Origin of the sequence: Sulfuriferula sp. GW1 (genome assembly GCF_047300855.1) — a bacterium.
GTDB lineage: Bacteria > Pseudomonadota > Gammaproteobacteria > Burkholderiales > Sulfuriferulaceae > Sulfuriferula.
In genome coordinates this window covers 2,552,975-2,571,466 of the sequence record NZ_CP170197.1, presented here as the reverse complement: position 1 = coordinate 2,571,466, position 18,492 = coordinate 2,552,975, and the positions used below count along the sequence as shown (strand labels likewise).

Below are 18,492 nucleotides of genomic sequence, written 5' to 3'. Positions count from 1 at the left end.
ACGGGAGATTTATCTTGGCAAAAATACTGTTGTTGTTGATTATCGGTGGCGTGATTTACTGGGTGATCAAGTCCCCGGCACGTGGCAACAGACAGTCAGGTGATCGCGTTAAAGCAAAGCCGCCGGAAGACATGGTGCGATGTATGCATTGCGGCGTGAACTTGCCGCGCAGCGAAGCGGTGCTGTCACGCGGTGAGTTTTTTTGCGGAAACGAGCACCGCCAGTTGCATCAACCCTGAGTGAACCAGCATGCGAGCAACCCATTGAGGACGGCCGCTGCCATCGTAGCCTCTCCCAGCACACCCGAGCCCGCCAGCTACTGGCGCACGCTGCATTACCTCAATTTGTACCGGCTCACCCTCGGCGGCGTATTTCTGGCGATTAGTCTGCTGTCTTCCGACCAGCCCTTGCTGGGGCAGGAGAACCCTGGGCTGTTTTTTCTCTATAGCATTATTTATCTCGGTCTGGCTGCACTGGCTATTGTCACGATCGGCTTGCGCAAGCCGCGCTTTGAATGGCAGGTAAGCTTTCAGATATTGACCGATATTGTGCTGATTGTGCTGATGATGTCAGTCAGCGGCGGCGTCCGCAGCGGTCTGGGCCTGTTGTTGATTGTGTCACTGGTGTCAAGCGGGCTCATCAGCCGTGGTCGGCTGGTCCTGCTGCATGCAGCGCTCGCGACGGTTGCGGTACTGGTCGCGCATACCATTGGTGTGCTGGATTATCGTGAATCTGTGGGGGATTTTGCCCAAGCGGGGCTGCTGGGCGTCGCGTTCTTCACCACTGCCTGGATTGCACACGTGCTGGCCAGGCGCAGCCATACCAGCGAGCAACTGGCGGCGACGCGCGCGGAAGACCTGGAAAACATGGCACAGATCAACCAGTTGGTGATCGAAGACATGCAGGACGGCGTCATCGTGCTCGACGGTGAAGGCAATATACGTCAGGCGAATCGCCATGCAGTACGCATACTCGATCTCGCCGACAAAGCTGACGAAGGGGTGGGCCAACCGCTGGGCGGAGTGGTTCCGGCGTTGGTGAATTGTCTGGAACAGTGGCGTAAAAATTCGCAGGCAAACTTTGCCGCGTTGACTGTCGGGCGCAGCAATGCGCAATGCCAGCCGCGTTTCATTGCGGTGGGTGACAAGCGAGTAATGGGGGCCGTACTGGTACTGGAAGATCTGAGCCGCGTACACCAGCAGGCGCAACAGATCAAGCTGGCAGCACTGGGACGGCTCACCGCGAATATTGCCCACGAGGTGCGCAACCCGCTATCTTCGATCAGTCATGCCGCGCAGATTCTGCAGGAGGACGCTATGGAAGATAAAACCCATGAACGCCTGCTGCAGATTATCCACGACAATACCAAACGTATCGATCGTCTGGTCGGTGACGTCCTGACGCTTAACCGGCGTGACCGGGTTCAACCCGAGTCCATTGTGCTGGCGGGTTATCTGCCAACTTTTGTAGAGGAATTCTGTCTGGCGGAAAATATTCCGCCAGACAGCATCAGCCTGAGTGTTGATAAAGGAAAAGACGTGTGTTTTGACCGTGGCCATCTCAACCAGGTGCTGTGGAATCTGTGTCGCAACGCCTGGCGGCATTCGCGCAAGCAGCCGGGCAGTATAGGGTTGCGGGTGAACAAGACGAGCGCAAGTGTGGTGGAAATACATGTTGTTGACGACGGTCCGGGCATTGCCATGGAAAATCTGGGCAAGCTGTTTGAACCGTTTTTTACTACTGACAGCTTGGGCACCGGATTGGGATTGTATATTTCGCGTGAAATGTGTGAAGCCAATCGTGCCAGCCTGGATTACATTGTGGAGAAGACGGGCGGACATTTCAAAATCAGTTGCCGGGAGGGCGCGTGTTAAAAAGCAAAGAAAATTACACGGGGCGCAGTGGGCAGGCACCTGTGCTGCCGGTACTTATTGTGGATGATGAGGCGGATATCCTTGAGTTGCTGGAATTGACGCTGTTGCGCATGGGGCTGGATGTGGTGCGAGCCATGCGCGTGCAGGAAGCGATCGAGAAACTCAAGGAAGGGAATTTCAGCCTGTGCCTGACCGACATGCGCCTGCCCGATGGGGAAGGGCTGGAAGTGGTGCGCTACATCGGCGAGCAGCGACCGGAAATCCCGGTCGCCGTGATCACGGCGCACGGCAATACTGAAAACGCGGTGGCCGCTCTCAAGGCCGGTGCATTCGACTACATCAATAAACCGGTGACGCTGGAACAGTTGCGCGCTCTGGTCAAATCAGCCCTCAAGCTACCTGAACGTCATGCAGCGCCGTCAGCTTCGGAACGTGCCTTGATCGGGACTTCTCACGCCATGCAGCAGGCGCGCGAACTGATCGAAAAGCTGGCGCGCACCCAGGCGCCCGTGTATATCACCGGCGAATCCGGTAGTGGCAAGGAACTCGCCGCACGGCTCATCCATGAGCAGGGTGTGCGTGCGGACAAGGCATTCGTGCCGGTCAACTGCGGTGCGATTCCCGAGAACCTGATGGAATCGGAGTTTTTCGGTTACAAAAAAGGCGCTTTTACCGGTGCCGAAGCGGATCGCGACGGTTTTTTTCAGGCTGCCAATGGGGGGACTCTGTTTCTCGACGAAGTGGCCGATTTGCCATTGCAAATGCAGGTCAAATTGCTGCGCGTGATACAGGAAAAAAAAGTGCGCAAGGTCGGCAGTACATTGGAAGAACCTGTGGATGTGCGCGTCATCAGCGCCACCCACCAGAGTCTTGCGCGCTGTGTGGAGGAAGGCCGTTTCCGTCAGGACTTGTACTATCGGTTGAATGTGATCGAGCTGAAAATGCCGCCGTTACGTGAAATGCGTGAAGATGTGGCGGAAATCGCCGGCACCTTGCTGGCACGCCTGGCGCAGGCGGCGGGCATGGCCGTACCTGCGCTCGATAAAGAAGCCGGCAAAGCGCTGTCGCAATACGATTTCCCGGGTAACGTGCGGGAACTGGAGAACATTCTGGAGCGTGCGCTGGCGCTGTCTGGTGGCGGCAAGATTGATGCGATGGATTTGCAACTCACCCCCGCACAGGAGGAGGGCGCGCAGGAGGCATTGCAGGCAGGCGCGAAATGGCCATTGCAGGATTACCTGGACAAGCTTGAGCGCGAGGCCATTCAGGAAGCGCTGGAAAAAACCCGTTATAACAAGACCGCTGCCGCCAAACTGCTGGGGATCACATTCCGCGCTTTGCGCTACCGGCTGGAACGGCTGGGGATAGAATAGCCTCTCGAGCCCCCTATCCCAATGCGATCGCCAGATAGCCTGCATACAGCGCTCCGTTTACCCACAAATGCCACACTCGCAACTGGCCACGGGAGAGCATCAGACGCAACCAGGCGGCAGCGATCAAAGTGATCACCACGCCAGCCAGGACTTCTTTTTGAGGTACCCACGGGGTCAGCGCAATGCCGATGGCGGGCAGCAATGTACCCTGGAATACCATGGCACCGGTTACGTTTCCGAAGGCAAGGGTATCCTTATGTTTGCGGATCCACAGTATGCTGTTGACCTTTTCCGGCAATTCGGTGGCCAGTGGTACGATCATCAGCGATAGCAACAGGGCGGAGATACCCAGTATCGGTGCAGCGAGTTCGATGCCGTGGATAAAGCCTTCCGCGCCTGCCACCAGCAGCCCCAGGCCCAACGCAAGTTGAATCAGGATGGTGAGCAGGGTGGTGGGGACGCCGAGTTTCGACAGGAACATCGGTTTGCCTGCCTCCGTGGCGTGCCCATCCTGCACCAACGCAGCCGAGGCGCGCAGGGTCATCATCACGTAAACAAAGTAGATCAGCACCATGATGACGGAGAACAGGAAACGAATCTGGTTCGAGTCATGCGGAATGAACAGTGCCACGCAGGACAATCCGAATGCAACCAGGAAAAAATTCATGTCGCGCCTGAGTCCGGAGCGTTCCGGTGTGAAATGCCCCTGCATACCGCGTTTTTTAAGCACCGCAAGGCTGATCAGAAACATGGTCAGAGTAGACAGCATGAGCGGTGCCCCGAGAATCGCGCCTACACCGATTTCCTGGTTCACCTGGACATTCTGGGTGCCGGCGAAAATTGCCAGCAACGGCACCATGGTTTCCGGCAACGCTGTACCCACCGCGGCAAATATCGAACCGGTAACGCCTTCGGATATCTTCAGCTTTTCGCCCAGATGTTCGAGTGCGTTTACGAAGACTTCCGCGGCAATCAGAATAAGCACCAGAAAACCCAATAATTCCAGCCAAAGCATATCGATATCCCGGACAGCATTAAAAACCGGATTTTAACAGGCTTGCGGCGGTAAAGCCTTATCCCGTAAAGTTGTGCCCTTTTAAGCATGAACGGATTGCCTGATGGGTTTGCTGGATTTACTCGGTTTCAACAAACAGCCTGCGGGTCTGGCGGGCAGTACGCTGGTGGTCGCAGAGGCCGCCACGCTGGCGCGCGCAGATCAATTCCTCAACGCTTTACAAGCCCGGTTTGGCAACGTGGCGCTGGCACTGATTGATGCGGGCAGTTACGCAGGTGAATTGCCTTATCTGGCGCTCCCCGGCGCAGCAGATCAAGCATATTCCAGACTGGAAAAAATTCGTCCGCAGCGGCTGATCGTTCTCGGGCTTGACGGCAGTCATGCTGGGCTGGTGCAAGCCGCAGGGTGCCCGGCCTGGTGGATTAACGCACGCGATGAGCAGGCGACACACGCGCGTTGTCGGGCAGTGACGGTAGTCCAGAGCGGCATGCCGGTACCCGATGCTGTGGTTACCGGCGATCCGCTTGCCGGAGTCGAACAATTGCCGCAAATTGTCATGGAAGGGGAACTGTGCGAGCGCCTCAAGGAACAGCGTGAGGGCGGTCGCTGGGCAGGTTATTTCGCGGGTACGGGCGAAGATGAGGAAGACCTCGCGTATGCAATTTTCAGTCGCCTGATACGTCACAAAATGGGCCTGATGATCCTGGCGCCGCGCGATCCGGCTCGTTGCGAGCCGGTATACCGCGAGTCCATCAAATACCGCCTGCAAACCATTCGGCACGCGCGCCTGTCGACCTCCTTCATCCCGATCAAGACGCGTGTTTACTACGTTGAAGACCCGCATCCGCTGGAGGCGCTATATGCGTGTGTGGATTTCGTGGTGGCCGGTGCCACGCTGCATCGCCACGCCCGCAATGCACCCGATATCGCCTCGCCCATGCTGCATGGCAAGCCGGTGATTGTCGGACCGGCTCATCGTGATCAGCCGCTGCTGGCCGCGGCGCTGGAGGCGGGGGCAGTGCTGGCGGGTGACGATAACGAGCAGATTTTTGCGCACGCCCGCAGATTGATTGATGATCCGGCCTATAGTCAGCAGCTTGCGGCGCAGGCCAAGGCCTGGCTGCAAATCCAGCCAGGCGCATTGGAACGGGTTGTCGCGCTGATTGAATAAATGAACCTGGTCGAGCTCACCGAATTCGATTTCCATCCGCGCATCGCCCATAGTAAGGGGGTGAGCCTGGTGATGTTCAGCGGGCCGGATTGCGGCAGCTGCCGGCGCCTGGAAAAGTTGCTGCCGCAGCTGGCTACGGGACGCGTGGCGCATCTATACAAAGTGGATATCCAGACAAGCACCGCACTGGCGCGGGAGTATGAGGTATTCCACCTGCCCAGCCTGTTCCTGTTTGTGGATGGGCACTTTCATGCGCCGCTGCATGCCGAGCCGACGCCGGAAAGATTCAGTGCAGCGATAGCCCGTGCGCTGAATGAACCGGCACACGAGGAGCCCTGATGAAGCTACAGCAAAACGGCGTGGTTTCCGGCGTGCGTTTCATCGCCTCACCCAACTGCGACTGGCGCGCCAATCCGGACGATATCCGGCTGCTTGTGGTGCACAACATTTCGCTGCCGCCGGGGGAATTCGGCGGCGCAGGCGTGGTGGCGCTCTTCACCAATCGCCTCGATCCCACAGCCCATCCTTACTACGCAAGCATTCATTCTTTGCGCGTATCGGCGCATTTTTTCATCCGTCGCGATGGCGAAATAATCCAGTTTGTGCCCTGTGTGAAACGAGCCTGGCATGCAGGCGTATCGAGCTGGCGCGGCTGGGAGAAATGCAATGACTTTTCTTTGGGTGTGGAACTGGAAGGGGATGACCACACCCCTTTCAGCGACGTCCAGTACATACAACTTGCTGCGCTGATCGCACTCTTGAAAACCACCTATCCCGACATCGAAATTGCAGGGCATTCCGACATCGCGCCCGGACGCAAGACCGATCCGGGTGCCTGTTTCGAATGGCCGCGTCTGGACCGTATCCTGCTCCACAAATAAGAATCGTTCTCAAAAATGCTTGCACACTTGGAAAAGGTGTGTAATATTGCGAATCATTCTTATTAACTTTTGTTGCGAGCAAGATCATGGACCTGCACAACACTGTTTCAGTACGCGAGGGCGCCGCCTCCGATAGCCAGAGGCGTTACCTGGTACTCGACCGGACGCTGCCGATCCGCAGCGAATCCCTGTTCACGCAGAACGATGAAGTGCTTATCGCCCATCAGGGTGAGCATTACCGCCTGCGCCGTACCCGCAACGGCAAACTGATTCTAACCAAATAGGCAAAAGGGCATTCACCATGTATATCTGTATATGCAAGGCTGTGACCGACAGTGCAATCCGCGAGGCCGTATGCCAGGGCGCCTGCCGGATGCGCGATCTGAAAGAAGGGCTGGGCGTGAGCGCACAATGCGGTAAATGCGCCTGCCACGCCAAAGCCGTGCTGGAAGAAGCCTTGTCGAAACAGAGCATGATGCAATCCATTCCACTTGAACCCGGCCGTCTGTACGAGGCAGCAGCATAAGGACGAGCCCTAAGGAGGCAAACATGAAAGGTAATGCAGACATCATCCAGTGGTTGAACCGCCAGTTGCAGCACGAGCTGACCGCCATCAACCAGTATTTCCTGCATGCGCGCATGTACAAGAACTGGGGCTTCAGCAGCCTCGGCAAGCACGAGTACGAAGAATCCATCGAGGAAATGAAGCACGCCGACATGCTGATCGAGCGCATTCTGTTTCTGGAAGGCCTGCCCAACCTGCAGGAACTCGGCAAGCTCATGATCGGTGAGAAGACCGAAGAATGCATTGCCTGCGATCTCAAGCTGGAACAGGGTTCGCGCGAAACACTGGTGGCGGCGGTTGCCGCCTGCGAAAGCCAGCAGGATTACGTGTCGCGGGAATTGTTCGAGCACATTCTGGAAGACACCGAAGAGCACATCGACTGGCTGGAAACCCAGCTCGATGTGATGCAAAAAGTCGGCATCCAGAACTGGCTGCAAAGCCAGATGTAAGTTATTGACGCTGGCGATGGTCGCCAGCGCAGTTTCGCCAGCCAGCCCGATCCCGGGCAAGCCAGCCAGATTTTTAATTGTCTTGCCAGGGGATCTACCATGAAAAATTTAATGACCACAGGGTTGGGTGGCGCGGCTGCGCTGTACTTATTTTCCGGAGCGGCGCTTGCCGATGAAAGCCTGTTCGGCTATGTCAGGGGCGCGGAGACATTGCCCAAGGGCGCTACGGAGCTGGTGCAGACGGTGACGCGGCGCTGGGACAAGGGCGCCGGCAGCTATACCGCTTATGACAGCAAGACCGAGCTGGAGCACGGCATAACCGACCGGTTCACCGGCGCGGTTTATCTGCTCGGGCAGTCAGTCAATACCCAGGGCTTGCTGATCGACGGTTACATCCCCAGGGATGAAAACTCGGGGCTCAGGCTGTCGGGTATGGAAGTGTCGGCCAAATATAATTTTCTGAGCCCGGCCAAGGATGATTTCGGCCTGGCGGCTTATGTGTCCGGCGCTTACAGCACGCTGGACCCGCATTCCGGGCAGAAAAAAGACAAATACACGGTCGAGACCTGGCTGCTGGCGCAAAAGAACTTCCTTGACGATCAGCTCGTCTGGGTGGGCAATCTGGGCCTGGAAGCCACCTATGCCAAGCGCAAGCCGATCGATGGACTGCCGGCCGGCTTCGACTGGCCCACCGGGCCGGAAATGGAAATCGGCGTCCTGGCGGGAACCGGCGTCTCGTATCGCATCGCGCCCAAGTGGTTCATCGGTGCTGAGGCGCTTTATGACACCGAATTTGAAACCGAAGTGGGACAGGAGCGCTGGTCGGTACAGGCCGGGCCGAATATTCACTACGGCGACAAAAACTGGTGGTTTACCTTGAGCTGGCTGCCCCAGTTGCGCGGCGGCGGGGAGAAATTTGCGGAGCAGAACGACACCAATCTGCACCTGATAGAAAAGACCAAACAGGAAGTCCGCATCAAGCTTGGTTTCAATTTTTAAGGAATGAGCATGAGCAATTTAGACCGCTGGCTGATGATACCGGCGTTGATTCTGCCCGCTGCGGCGTCTGCACCCGCATTCGCGGTGCAGTACCTGAGCGTGGAGCAGGCCCAGAAGGTATTGTTTCCCGGCGCCGATCAGTTTGAGGCCAGGCCCGTCACACTCAGCGCTGCCCAGCGCAGTGCGATCGAATCCGCTTCGGGTGTGCGCGTGCGCACGGCGGAAGTCGCTGCCTGGCATGCCAAACAGGGCGGCAAGGCGATAGGCTGGTTCATGCTGGATGAAGTCTACGGCAAGCACGAATTCATTACCTACGCAGTGGCCGTCGGTCTGGATGGCGCGGTGAAGGGTGTGGAAATCCTCGATTACCGCGAAACCCACGGCGGCGAGGTGAAAAATCCGAAATGGCGTGCCCAGTTCACCGGCAAGAAGGCCGGCGATACGCTGAAGCTGGATGAGGACATCAAGAACATCAGCGGCGCCACGCTGTCGTGCAAACATCTGACCGACGGGGTCAAGCGGCTGCTGGCGACCTACGAGGCGGCATTGAAGTGAATGCGCCGCTCGATGCAGCCCTGCTGCAACCGCAACCCGGCGTCGAACACCTGCGCGCGCGGCCGCTGCTCGGCACGCTGGTGGAAATCGCTGCAACAGGCGCGAACGCTGAGCGGGTGCAGGCCGGGATCGAGCGTGCTTTCCAGACGGTGGAAATGGTGCATGCGCTGATGAGTTACCATGCCGCGGATTCCGACGTATCGCGCATCAATCGCTGCGCATTCGAGCGCCCGGTGCCGGTGTATGAACACACCTGGCGGGTGCTGGCGGCGGCCCGGGAAATGGCCGAGGCCAGTAACGGCCTGTTCGACATCAGCATTGCACCGACGCTGACGCAACTGGGATTTCTGCCGCGTCACGCCGATTTTCCGCGCATTTCCGGCCAGGGCAACTGGCGCCATGTGGCGTTGCTGCCGGACAACCGGGTGCGCCTGCTGCGGCGCCTGCGCATTGATTTATCCGGCATTGCCAAGGGTTATGCGGTGGATCTGGCCATCAAGGCGCTGATGGATTCGGGCATGAGCGCAGGTCGGGTCAACGCCGGTGGCGATTTGCGCCTGTTCGGCGCTATCGCGCAGACCCTGCATGTGCGCCACCCGAGCGCACCCACCAGCATTGTGCCGCTGGTCGAATTGCGTGCAGGTGCCGCCGCCACCTCGGCCGGTTACTACACCCAGCGCCGCCATCGCGGGCGCATGATCACGCCGCTGATTCATCCGCACACACGCGAAGCGTGCGGCGTGGAGCGCAGCGTCACCGTATTGGCGCAAGACTGCATGAGCGCCGATGCGCTGACCAAGGTCGTGCACGCCGACCCCGCCCAAGCGGGGTCTGTGCTGGCACGCTTCAATGCACGGGCACTGATGCTGGAACACGACCCGGTGAGCGGCGGCTGCCGCATCTTCGATAGCGCCGCAACCGGCCAGCCCGGCTGGCGCGCACGCTGGGGTATCGCCAATGACAGCGAACAGGCACGCCATGTATAACTTGCCGTTGCCGATCCGCTTTGCCAAGCCGCACAAGCGCGTGTTGTATGGCGTGTTCGCGCTGTTGTGGTTGTCCGGCGCGCTGTGGCTGGGGTTTCATTATTTTCTGCGCGTGCCGGGTGAATTCGGTGCAACGCCACACCCACTGGAAATCTGGTGGCTGCGTCTGCATGGGCTGATGGGGTTCGCCATGCTCGTTGCTGTTGGCTCGGTGCTGCCTATCCACACCCGCCGCGCCTGGCATTTGCACAAAAACCGCAGCACCGGTTTTTTGATGCACAGCGTATTGCTGTGGCTGTCACTGACCGGCTACGCGTTGTATTACTTCGCCACCGATGCCAACGCCGCCTGGCTGCCCCTGCTGCACTGGGTGGTGGGGCTGGCGTTGCCGTTGATGCTGGTGTTGCACATCCGGCGTGGCCGCGCCCGCTCGAAAACTGTTTTTAAACCCGTATCTGCTCTGGATACCCATCTCAACCCGCCAGCCAGCCCCACGCCTTTCAGCGTCGCCAGCCAGCCGAACACCGCTTGCTCTGCCGAAAGGAAACATCATGCACCACTTCAAGTTGAAACCGGCGCTTCTGGCGACGCTGATCACGCTCTCGTTCAACGTCCACGCTGAGTCGTCCACCACCACCCTGGAACAAAAACTCGATCAGCTGCAGCAGGAAATGACGGCGCTCAAGCAGCAGCTGGCCGAAGAAAAGGCGGCGCGTGAAAAGCAGGTCGACAACGCCGTCAAGGTCGCCGTTGCCAGTGCCGCGCCGGCGCGCGCAGATGACACCAGCATCGGTGGCTATGGCGAAGCCGTGTATAACAATTATCGCGACGGATCGGTCAAGGATCAGGCCGACCTGCGGCGTTTCGTGCTGTTTTTCGGCCACCGTTTCAATGACAGGCTGCGCCTGTATTCCGAGTTGGAAGTCGAACACGCGCTGGTGGAATCCGGGCAGGGCGAACTGGCCATGGAACAGGCCTATCTCGAGTACGGGTTGACCCCTTCCACCAACCTGCGCGCCGGCCTGATGCTGATGCCGCTGGGCTTTCTGAACGAAACTCACGAACCTCCCACTTTCTATGGAGTCGAGCGTAACGAAGTCGAATCGCGCATTATTCCTTCCACCTGGCGCGAGCTGGGGGTTGGTTTGCAGGGCCGCGTTCTGGATAATGCGCTGGAATACAATGCGGGTATCGCCACCAGCCTGGATGCCAGCAAATACACCGGCGCGAGCAGCGCCGTGCGCGGCATGCGCTCGGAGGGCTTCAAGGCTGCCGCCAACGATCTCGCGCTGTATGCGGGCCTCAATTACCGCCAACCCGGCTGGAGTATCGGTACCGGCCTGTTCAGCGGCAATACCGCCCAGAACGGCGTAGGCGATACGTCCAGCTCCTTCCTGGCAGGCAAGGATGCGCGCATGACCCTGTGGGATATCCACGGCAAATACAGCGTGGGCGACCTCGAACTGCAGGCGCTGTATGCGCGCGGCACGCTGGGGGATACCCTGGCCATCAATAATGCCGCAGGGATTGCGCCCGGCTCCGGCAATGCCGCGCCCAAGTCTTTCTATGGCTGGTACGGCCAGGCGGCCTACCATGTATGGAAAAAAGGCGACATGCGCTTGAGTCCGTTTGTGCGCTACGAGCGCTACAATACCCAGGACAGCGTGGATGCGGGCTATACGGCCAATCCGCTGAATGACGAGACCGTCGTGACAGCCGGCGCCAACTTCAACCTGAGCCGTGAAGTCGTGCTGAAAGCCGACTGGCAGAACTACAAAACCGACAACAAGAAAGACCGCTTCAACCTTGGTGTGGGTTATATGTTCTAGAGTAATGGTGTAAGTCCGGGAAGTCCGCGCCCATTTTTGTGTGCAGGCATGGCCAATCAGGGCTTCCCGTCCCGCCGGGTGACCGGCGTTTCACCAAGGAGAAAATCATGCAAACACAGGACAAGCAGCAAGCCATTACACTGTTGAACCGCATCATGGAACTGGAACTCGCCGGCGTGGTGCGCTACACCCATTACGCGCTGATGATCTACGGCTATAACCGCATCCCGATTGTGAGCTGGCTCACCGAACAGGGCGATGAAGGCCTGCTGCACGCGCGCCGCGCGGGCGAGCTGATCACCCATTTCGGCGGCCATCCCTCGCTGGGTATCGGCCCGCTGCTGGAGACCCACCAGCACGACATCGGCGCCATCCTGCGCGAATCGCTGGAACATGAGCAGGCCGCGCTGGCCACTTACTACGAGTTGCTCGAACTGGCTCAGGGAAAATCGGTATTGCTGGAGGAATACGCGCGCGAACTCATCGCTGCGGAGGAGCTGCATGCCGGAGAAGTCAACAAGATGCTGCGCAAGCCCGGCGATATTGCCGAATTTGACGGTTAATTTGTCATGGGATGCTGCGAAGACAGCGCCTGTGCGGTCGGCCAGCTCCAGGCGCGCCAGTCGCGCACGCTGAAGTGGGTACTGCTGATCAACAGCGTCATGTTCGGGGTCGAGTTCGGCGCCGGACTGGCGGCCGGATCCGTCGCACTGATGGCGGATTCGCTGGACATGCTGGGTGACGCGCTGGTGTATGCACTGAGCCTGTATGCGGTGACGCGCGGACTGCGCTGGAAGGCGGGCGCTGCACTGGTCAAGGGCCTGGTGATGGCGGGTTTCGGCTTGTTCGTGCTGGGGCAGGTGGCATACCGGATGTTCAATGCTGTTCCACCCGAGGCTGCCACCATGGGCGCGGTGGGTTTGCTGGCGCTGGCTGCCAACCTGGTGTGCCTGCGTCTGCTTACCCGCCACCGCGACGAGGATATCAACATGCGCTCGGTGTGGCTGTGCTCGCGCAACGATATTATTGCGAATGTCTCAGTACTCGTTGCTGCCGGATTGATCGCCACGATCCACCAGCCATGGCCGGACTGGGTAGTCGGCTTCGGTATCGCCGCTCTGTTCCTGCACTCGGCATGGCGGGTAGTGAGGCAGGCCCGCCACGAAGTTCTGGCACCCTGAATCGCAGGCTTTACCGTGCCAATGGAATACCAGCGAGCCGGGGCAGTCGCTCAATGCCTGTTCGTAAAAGGCGTCTATGCCAAGGTTCGCACTGATTTTTCCCGGGCCCACTGGCGCGTTTTTGCTGCTGCAATAAATGCCTTTTGGTCGGCGATATCGACGACTCCCGCATCATTTCCCACATTCGCTGTTTTCAAAAGCGCACGCCCCCCGGCATCCACGGCGATGGCTTTGAGATGACCGAATGCATCGCGCACGAAATCGATTGCGGCGCTTTCCTTCGCGAGCGCTTTGGCTCCATCCGCGGAGAGAATGACCGCTACCGCGTCAAACAATATAGAGGGTGAACCTGCCAATTGCCCGTTCGCCGCCAGCACCGAGCCATCGGCCAGCTTTGCGCCCCCCACCCTGGGCGCAACAATCTTCACAGTGGCGCCGGCGTCGATCACGGCCTTTTGCACTTTTTTAATGGTGGCGCCATCCGAACCGTCCGCAATCAGGATGGCAATTGCCCGCCCCATCAAGGTGTCCTTCATTTTGCCGATGATCTGCAAAGCCGGGGAAGGAGGCATTTCCTGCACGGGTGCAGCGGCTGCCGGGGCATCGGGCAATTTGGAAAACCCAAGACCGTTGGCGACGCGCTGGGCGAGGTCTTTGTCAATATGCAGGAGGTGACCGACCATGGCTTCACGCACGTGCAAATGATCGACTTTGGACAGCTCGAACACAAATGCTGAAGCGATATGCGCCTGCTCGTAAGCGGTCTGGCTCAGGTAGAACTGGCGCGCCTGGCTGTAGTGGTCAGCGAAACTCTCGGGGCGAATGCGGCCTTTCTCGCCGCTTTCATTGACTGCCGCGCTATGAAAGCCCCTGGCCGGCGTTTCGCGTGGCGAGGTTTCGGACAAGGAGTTGGGTTCATACGCAACACGGCCTGCCGGTTGCGCCATCTGCATGTGTCCGTCGCGTTGCTGGTTCGCAAACGGGCACTGCGGCGCGTTGACCGGGATCTGGTGGAAATTGGGCGAACCCAGGCGCGAAAGCTGCGTGTCGAGATAGGAGAATAAACGGCCCTGCAGCAGCGGATCATTGGAAAAGTCGATGCCGGGCACGATATTGGCGGGACAGTAGGCTACCTGTTCGGTTTCGGCAAAAAAATTGTTCGGCCAGCGATCCAGCACCATGCGCCCGATCACCTGCAGGGGCACCAGTTCTTCGGGGATCAGTTTGGTTGCGTCCAGATGATCGAACGGGAATTTATCCGCTTGCTCCTGCGTGAACAGCTGCACCGCGAATTCCCATTCCGGGAAATTTCCGGCCTCGATGGCTTCGAACATGTCGCGCCGCTGGTAATCCTGATCCGCACCGGAAATCTTCACCGTTTCATCCCAGATCGTGGACTGCAAACCGAGCTTGGGGCGCCAGTGGAATTTGACGAAAGTGGATTTGCCTGCCTCATTGATCAGCCGGAAACTATGTACGCCAAAGCCTTCGATCATGCGTAGCGAGCGCGGGATTGTGCGATCGGACATGATCCACATCACCATATGCATGGCTTCCGGCGTCAGCGACATGTAATCCCAGAACGTGTCGTGAGCAGTTGCCGATTGCGGGAAACCGCGGTCAGGTTCCATTTTTACCGCATGAACCAGATCTGGAAATTTGATGGCATCCTGGATGAAGAAAACCGGAATGTTGTTGCCGACCAGGTCCCAGTTGCCTTCCTTGGTATAAAACTTGACGGCAAACCCGCGTACATCACGCGGCGTGTCGACCGAGCCAGCGCCGCCTGCAACAGTGGATATGCGCGTAAACACGGGGGTTTTCACTCCTGTCTCGGTAAGTATTTTGGCGGTGGTATATCGTTTCAAGGAAGTAGTCAGCTCGAAGTACCCGTGCACCCCGGTCGCACGCGCGTGCACGATGCGCTCGGGAATGCGCTCGTGATCGAAATGGGTGATTTTTTCGCGCAGGATGAAATCCTCCAGCAGCGTGGGGCCGCGCGGATGGGCTTTGAGAGAGTTCTGATTATCGGCAAGGGCGACGCCCTGGTTGGTAGTGAGTGCGGCGTGCTTTCCCCCGGCAATCTGGTGCAGTTCGCCTCCGGCTCCTGTTTTTGTATTGCCATTCGAGGCCGAAAGCTTCGCCTTCCCTGAATTGCGCATGGTCTTTTCTTTGCTCATGATCGATCTCCTGATAAGTGACGACGGTCTCGCGCCTATTGCCTCTTCACGTGTGTGGCGCCGGGTTGTTGGATAGTGCTACATGGCTGCGGCAAGGTGCGCCAAGTATTACTGCACCTTAAGCGCGCCGAACAATCAGGTCTGTACGGAGACGCACGCTAGCGGATTTGTGAACGGCGAACCCTGACACCGACAGGAAGCCACTTTGGTAAATTGATGCAAGGACATCCTCAGGACTTGAGTATCTGGCGAAACGGCCCGAACCCCTGAAAGAAAAAGCCGCACTGCGTCAAACCGGCGCCTTGCGGAATGTGGCCCATGGGCTATGGTGAAACTGGAATAGCATCATTTCGGATCGGAATATCCTTTCTCCATGCTGCACTGGTGGAAGAAATCGTCATTTTCAACTCGTATCCAGGGAGAAGCCATGAAAGCCACCCACCCAGTGTTTCAATTCCTCGTTGGTCTGGCTCTGGCGTTGATGCTTGGCGCCGGAACTGCGGCTTACGCAGCGGACAACCCCGCGCTGTGGAAGTATCAGGTGAAAGGCGATTTCAACACCGTGCTTGCCAGCCTCAAGACGGGCCTGGAGGCCAGGCAGTTCCAGATCACCGGCGAGGAGAACATGTCCAAGGGGCTGGAAAACAACAAGAAGGTGCTTGGTGAGGACAAGTGGAACACCATCGGCTTCCAGAACGTGACCGTGGTGCACTTCTGTTCGATAGTGTTCAATCAGGAGGTGTACAACCTCAACATGGACCTGGCCATCCTCTGCCCGTTCAAGGTGGTGGTCTACAATATGAAGGCCAAGCCCGACCAGATCACGATCCTGACCACCCGCCCCACCTACCTTGTGGCCAGGGACAGGAACAAGAAAGTCAGGGAAGCGGGCAAGAAGATCGAGGAGCGGATTGTCACGGCCATCAAGGAATCGGTGCACTGATTTTCGCCGGTTTTTGCGTAGCGACCGCAGCGAGAGTAATGAGCGGGCCTTATCCTCAGCGCAGTGCTCGCACAATGGGGCGCTTTTGTATGCGATAGAGGGTTACTGGGCGTGCATTCCACCCACGACGGTATGCGTTCATTAAAATGATGAACAGCGGCATCCTAATATAAAATGGGGGGCTTTTGGCAGCCATGCGGGCTCTGTCGCTTCACTCAAGCCAGGCTGATGATATGGTCGCAAACAGAGCCTTCCCCACTGGAAGCATGAAAAACAACGAACGGCAAAATGGAGAGCTTCATGGGCAGCGAATGGATAATTGATTGGAGCCGAAAGACCGCGACGCATACCGGGGGACTCGAGCTGCAGTTCATTAAGCAGGAGGAGTTCAACCGGAAATATGAAATCAGCACGAGGGACGACAGATCGGCGGTTCACGAACCCGACGGATGGGTGCGGCTGGTGGTCGGTGGACTGAAGGGTGATCGGCCGGTAAACGTCACCGATATCCACGACCTGCTGCTGGCGGGACAGAATGCCTTTCTGGAAGAAGCGCGCCGCCGGGAGCAAGCCTAGCAAAACGCCGGATGGGCGCGCAAGGGGGACGCCCCGGCGGAGGCTCGATTCCAATATTTCTCTAATTCATTTGAGCACCTCACCCAGGCGACCCCAGCGCACGCCGTCGGCATTGGATGAGAACCATACCTGTCGTGCCTTGCCGACCACATCCTGTAAAGGGACGGTGCCAAAATAGCGTGAATCCTTGGTGGCGTCGCGGTTATCGCCCAGCATGAAAACCTGCCCTGCGGGCACTGTCATGTCCGTCTCGGATGGGCGTTGTTGTACTGGCGCCCAAATCACCTGCCATTGTCTGCCGCCATCGTGCTCTGTCACCTGAACGCCGCTAGGCGTGTCTGTTGTTCGCACTGTCAGTGATTGGCCGTTTACCCAAACCTCGTCGCCACTGACCTGTACACGGTCGCCGGGCAGGCCGATGATGCGTTTGATGTAATAAAGCGTACGGTTATTGGGATAGGTGAAAATCGCAATGTCGCCACGTCTGACCCGTTGCTTGCAGCCCGGGCAATTGTAGCGTTTATCGGCGAAGATGAAATCGCCCTGCAGCACGCTTGGGACCATGCTGGCGCTGGGTATGCGGAATGATTCGACCTGATGCGCACGTACGTAGCCCATCAACAATGGCATGGCAAGTACGTTGCAGAGAATGAAAACCAAGGTGTACACACCGCTGGTTTGCCAGGCTTGCACGACATAATCCTGTTGGCGGCGAGCATGGCGCCAGGCGTCAATCATCCCGTACAGCCAAATTGCCAGGGTTAATAAAATGCTGAATATCAGTGCGGGCATCATCCAGCCATTGGGCAGATAGAGTGCGACAAGCGCCACGCCCGGAATGCTTAACAGGGCAAAACCGAGAAATAGCCAGATTGCCTTGTTCGGTTCACCGTTATAAAGCTGCCCAAAGCCCGGCAGAACAAGCGACATCATGAGTGCAAAAATGGGTTTGCGAGGTCGAGTTATATTTTGCATCGTTTGATCTCCAGTTTATCCGGCAGTCACTGCTACCCAGATGCCAAAAACAAATCCGGCGAGTTGTGTCACACCAAGCACCGCGCCACCAACGAGCGCCAGCCATTGCAGCCATTCCAGTGACGGTGGCGGGTGGATTGGAAGCGGCAGTTCGTCGATACGCTGCATGACCTGTTGCGCGAAATTTTCCGGTGCTTTCAACGGGCCGGACTCCAGGAGTTTTTCCAAATCATTAGCCATCATTTACCCCCAACAATGCTCTCAATTTCTGCTTGGCGCGGTGCAATCTGGTCTTGATTGCACCGACGGAACAACCTTCAATGTGCCCGATGGCCGCCAGATCCAGATTCTCGATGTAAGCCAATGCCAAGGCGCTTCGATCGGCCATCGGCAGTTTCAGTAAAGATGCCTGCAAACGCTGCTTCTGCTGGGCATGCGCCAGCGCCTCAAATGGTTGCGGGTTTTGACAGGCCGCATCAGGCAAGTCATCACCCATTGTTTCTTCGTGTAATTTGGCTGCGCGCGCGAGTTCGTTTAAAGCCAAATTGCGTGCGATGGTGAACAACCATGTGGAAAACGCCGCAAGGCGTGGATCGTAGTCACCGAGGTGCTTCCATGCGCGTATAAAAGTCTCCTGCGCGATTTCTTCGGCATGGGATTGGCACAGACCCATCCGCCCCAGGAAACCAAACAGTGAACCCTGGTAGCAGTCGACCACCTGTCCAAATGCCTGCCTGTCCCCATCCGTGATTCTTTTTATTAGCGCTGTGATATCCACGTTAAGTCCCATGTTACCTAAGCCTTATACCGGCGAAATGGGGAAAGGTTACAAAGTATGCTGGAAATAATGGGCTATGTTGTGCTGGATACCGTGCGCGCCGGGATGGTCAAAAATGCCGTCGACGGGTCCAGGATTGCTTATCGGGCAGGCGTGGGTCTG

General features: G+C 57.9%; 23 protein-coding genes. 18 read left to right on the top strand and 5 right to left on the bottom strand.

Features of this window, described 5'->3' with window-relative positions:
• The first annotated feature begins 14 nt into the window (after positions 1–14).
• The 3 genes from ACFDAU_RS12695 to ACFDAU_RS12685 are packed head-to-tail and all read left to right on the top strand — an operon-like array spanning position 15 to position 3,247.
• Positions 15–239 (top strand): PP0621 family protein, encoded by a 225-nt coding sequence (locus tag ACFDAU_RS12695; protein ID WP_413437263.1) that lies wholly within the window; start codon positions 15–17, stop codon positions 237–239.
• Positions 240–1,874, top strand: a complete 1,635-nt coding sequence (locus tag ACFDAU_RS12690) for a two-component system sensor histidine kinase NtrB (RefSeq protein ID WP_413437262.1) — start codon at positions 240–242, stop codon at positions 1,872–1,874.
• A complete protein-coding gene (locus ACFDAU_RS12685) occupies positions 1,868–3,247 on the top strand; it encodes a sigma-54-dependent transcriptional regulator (RefSeq protein WP_413437261.1) in 1,380 nt (459 codons plus the stop codon). Before ACFDAU_RS12690 ends, ACFDAU_RS12685 begins: the two co-directional genes overlap by 7 nt.
• A 13-nt stretch (positions 3,248–3,260) precedes the next feature.
• Here ACFDAU_RS12685 and ACFDAU_RS12680 read toward each other — a convergent pair whose 3' ends face one another.
• Positions 3,261–4,262 (bottom strand): sodium:calcium antiporter, encoded by a 1,002-nt coding sequence (locus tag ACFDAU_RS12680; RefSeq protein WP_413437260.1) that lies wholly within the window; start codon positions 4,260–4,262, stop codon positions 3,261–3,263.
• Between the two features lie 103 nt (positions 4,263–4,365).
• Between ACFDAU_RS12680 and ACFDAU_RS12675 the strand changes: the two genes are divergently transcribed.
• From ACFDAU_RS12675 to ACFDAU_RS12615, 13 genes are all read left to right on the top strand, one after another.
• Positions 4,366–5,433, top strand: coding sequence for a hypothetical protein (locus tag ACFDAU_RS12675; protein WP_413437259.1), 1,068 nt, complete (start codon positions 4,366–4,368; stop codon positions 5,431–5,433).
• On the top strand, positions 5,434–5,772 hold the full coding sequence (locus ACFDAU_RS12670; RefSeq protein WP_413437258.1) for a thioredoxin family protein: 339 nt from the start codon (positions 5,434–5,436) through the stop codon (positions 5,770–5,772).
• Complete coding sequence (ampD, locus tag ACFDAU_RS12665) at positions 5,772–6,314, top strand: 1,6-anhydro-N-acetylmuramyl-L-alanine amidase AmpD (protein WP_413437257.1); 543 nt, start codon at positions 5,772–5,774, stop codon at positions 6,312–6,314. The genes ACFDAU_RS12670 and ampD overlap by 1 nt, the downstream gene beginning before the upstream one ends.
• An 86-nt stretch (positions 6,315–6,400) precedes the next feature.
• Positions 6,401–6,598 (top strand): hemin uptake protein HemP, encoded by a 198-nt coding sequence (hemP, locus tag ACFDAU_RS12660; protein WP_413437256.1) that lies wholly within the window; start codon positions 6,401–6,403, stop codon positions 6,596–6,598.
• Positions 6,599–6,615: 17 nt separating this feature from the next.
• Positions 6,616–6,840: a bacterioferritin-associated ferredoxin gene (locus tag ACFDAU_RS12655; RefSeq protein ID WP_124704747.1), complete on the top strand. Its 225-nt coding sequence runs from the start codon at positions 6,616–6,618 to the stop codon at positions 6,838–6,840.
• 23 nt (positions 6,841–6,863) lie between these two features.
• Positions 6,864–7,328 carry a bacterioferritin gene (gene bfr, locus ACFDAU_RS12650; RefSeq protein WP_413437255.1) on the top strand — a complete coding sequence of 155 codons (465 nt, stop codon included), beginning with the start codon at positions 6,864–6,866 and terminating at the stop codon, positions 7,326–7,328.
• Positions 7,329–7,427: 99 nt separating this feature from the next.
• A complete protein-coding gene (locus ACFDAU_RS12645) occupies positions 7,428–8,327 on the top strand; it encodes a DUF6662 family protein (protein ID WP_413437254.1) in 900 nt (299 codons plus the stop codon).
• A gap of 9 nt (positions 8,328–8,336) precedes the next feature.
• Complete coding sequence (locus tag ACFDAU_RS12640; RefSeq protein WP_413437253.1) at positions 8,337–8,882, top strand: FMN-binding protein; 546 nt, start codon at positions 8,337–8,339, stop codon at positions 8,880–8,882.
• Positions 8,879–9,868 carry an FAD:protein FMN transferase gene (locus ACFDAU_RS12635; RefSeq protein ID WP_413437252.1) on the top strand — a complete coding sequence of 330 codons (990 nt, stop codon included), beginning with the start codon at positions 8,879–8,881 and terminating at the stop codon, positions 9,866–9,868. The genes ACFDAU_RS12640 and ACFDAU_RS12635 overlap by 4 nt, the downstream gene beginning before the upstream one ends.
• Positions 9,840–10,490 (top strand): hypothetical protein, encoded by a 651-nt coding sequence (locus ACFDAU_RS12630; RefSeq protein ID WP_413437251.1) that lies wholly within the window; start codon positions 9,840–9,842, stop codon positions 10,488–10,490. The genes ACFDAU_RS12635 and ACFDAU_RS12630 overlap by 29 nt, the downstream gene beginning before the upstream one ends.
• On the top strand, positions 10,420–11,697 hold the full coding sequence (locus ACFDAU_RS12625; RefSeq protein ID WP_413437250.1) for a hypothetical protein: 1,278 nt from the start codon (positions 10,420–10,422) through the stop codon (positions 11,695–11,697). Before ACFDAU_RS12630 ends, ACFDAU_RS12625 begins: the two co-directional genes overlap by 71 nt.
• Positions 11,698–11,804: 107 nt before the next feature.
• On the top strand, positions 11,805–12,260 hold the full coding sequence (locus tag ACFDAU_RS12620; RefSeq protein ID WP_124704742.1) for a ferritin-like domain-containing protein: 456 nt from the start codon (positions 11,805–11,807) through the stop codon (positions 12,258–12,260).
• Positions 12,261–12,266: 6 nt separating this feature from the next.
• The gene (locus tag ACFDAU_RS12615; RefSeq protein WP_413437249.1) at positions 12,267–12,878 is read left to right on the top strand and encodes a cation diffusion facilitator family transporter; all 612 of its coding nucleotides are present in this window, start codon (positions 12,267–12,269) and stop codon (positions 12,876–12,878) included.
• A gap of 74 nt (positions 12,879–12,952) precedes the next feature.
• Here ACFDAU_RS12615 and ACFDAU_RS12610 read toward each other — a convergent pair whose 3' ends face one another.
• Entirely contained in the window at positions 12,953–15,058 is a 2,106-nt protein-coding gene (locus ACFDAU_RS12610) for a catalase (protein WP_413437248.1), read from the bottom strand.
• Positions 15,059–15,485: 427 nt separating this feature from the next.
• Between ACFDAU_RS12610 and ACFDAU_RS12605 the strand changes: the two genes are divergently transcribed.
• Both ACFDAU_RS12605 and ACFDAU_RS12600 read left to right on the top strand, forming a co-directional pair.
• The gene (locus tag ACFDAU_RS12605) at positions 15,486–16,001 is read left to right on the top strand and encodes a hypothetical protein (protein ID WP_413437247.1); all 516 of its coding nucleotides are present in this window, start codon (positions 15,486–15,488) and stop codon (positions 15,999–16,001) included.
• A 300-nt stretch (positions 16,002–16,301) separates the two neighbouring features.
• A complete protein-coding gene (locus ACFDAU_RS12600; RefSeq protein ID WP_413437246.1) occupies positions 16,302–16,577 on the top strand; it encodes a hypothetical protein in 276 nt (91 codons plus the stop codon).
• 66 nt (positions 16,578–16,643) lie between these two features.
• Here the strand turns inward: ACFDAU_RS12600 and lepB are convergent, their stop codons facing one another.
• From lepB to ACFDAU_RS12585, 3 genes are read right to left on the bottom strand one after another with little or no spacing between them, the layout of a single operon-like run.
• Complete coding sequence (gene lepB / locus ACFDAU_RS12595) at positions 16,644–17,552, bottom strand: signal peptidase I (protein WP_413437245.1); 909 nt, start codon at positions 17,550–17,552, stop codon at positions 16,644–16,646.
• Between the two features lie 15 nt (positions 17,553–17,567).
• Entirely contained in the window at positions 17,568–17,780 is a 213-nt protein-coding gene (locus ACFDAU_RS12590; RefSeq protein ID WP_413437244.1) for a hypothetical protein, read from the bottom strand.
• 4 nt (positions 17,781–17,784) lie between these two features.
• The gene (locus ACFDAU_RS12585) at positions 17,785–18,270 is read right to left on the bottom strand and encodes an RNA polymerase sigma factor (protein ID WP_413437243.1); all 486 of its coding nucleotides are present in this window, start codon (positions 18,268–18,270) and stop codon (positions 17,785–17,787) included.
• Positions 18,271–18,492 lie beyond the last annotated feature (222 nt).